At 49.1% G+C, this 1168-nt stretch carries 1 protein-coding gene; it reads right to left on the bottom strand.

Translation table 11 applies throughout. The features are described 5' to 3' along the window. Nucleotides 1-262 precede the first annotated feature (262 nt). Nucleotides 263-1168: IS110 family RNA-guided transposase (locus tag EAE89_RS22930; RefSeq protein ID WP_214086661.1), on the bottom strand; the 906-nt coding region annotated here is incomplete at its 5' end.

Genomic DNA, 1168 nt, shown 5'->3' with positions numbered 1-1168 from the left:
AAAATCTATGGTCGCCCTCGTTTTTGCAACACTCATTTTGATGAATTTTGGGCTTGCTTAAATCTATCCGGCGTCACTATAGGCAAGGAACCTGCGCCTCGATGAGTTCCGCGCCTGATGAACCTTAAAAGTGTGTCGGCTTCAAGGAGCCAATTTTTACGCCAGGTTTCTCATCAGGCCGGTAGGCCGTTCATGTCATCAATTATCAGTCTTCGCAAAACCTGTGGGGTCTCGTTTCAAATTTGTTCACAATAGGCTTGATTTAAGCTTCAAATACCGTGTGTTTTGTCGTAATAGCCCAGGCTATCCGGGCAAGTTTATTAGCCAATGCACAGGCCACAATATTAGAATGCTTTCGTTCAAGTTGCTGCTTAACCCAGTCAGCCAGTTTGCCCTTTCTATGCTCAATATGCATTATGAATGTTCGGGCACAGAGCACCAACAGTTGCCGGAGTGTTTTGTTACCCCGTTTACTGATCCCCAATAAGGTTGTCTTTCCTCCGGTACTGTACTGGCGGGGCACCAATCCCGTCGAGGCTGAAAAATCCCGGCTGTGTGCGTATTGTTTCCCATCGCCCAGTTGTGAGGAAAGCACACTCGCCGTGATGGGGCCAATGCCGGGGATCGTCATCAGCCGTTGTCCGATATCATCCTGAGCAATCTCCTGTGATAGAGCAGTTTCAATTTCGGTGATTTGCTCAACCAGATAGTGATAATGTGCCTGTAACCGCAGTAATACCTGCACCAAATAAGGAGGAAGTTCATGTTCAGCCAGCACAGCAGAGAGCCGTTTTATCACGGCAATCCCCTTGGGCATGCTGAGACCAAATTCAAGCAGGAAAGCCTGCATCTGATTGGTGGTTTTGACTTTATCCCGGACCAGCGATTCCCGGACACGGTGCAGGGCGCGCATGGCTTGTTGGGCTTCTGTTCTGGGCTGAACAAAACGCATTGAGGGCCGTGAAGCAGCTTCACAGATAGCCTCCGCATCAATAAAATCATTCTTGTTACTTTTGACAAAAGGGCGGACAAACTGCGGTGAAATCAGCTTGGCCTCATGCCCAAAATCAGCGATCCGTCTTGCCATGAAATGCGCGCCCGCACAGGCTTCCATCACCACTATTGCCGGAGAGCAGCCAGCTAAGAATTCCATCAATTTAGTTCGGGT

Source organism: Photorhabdus heterorhabditis (assembly GCF_018448905.1).
Lineage (GTDB): Bacteria > Pseudomonadota > Gammaproteobacteria > Enterobacterales > Enterobacteriaceae > Photorhabdus > Photorhabdus heterorhabditis.
Note: the sequence above shows the minus strand (reverse complement) of the source record. Positions and strands in the feature narration are given on the sequence as shown.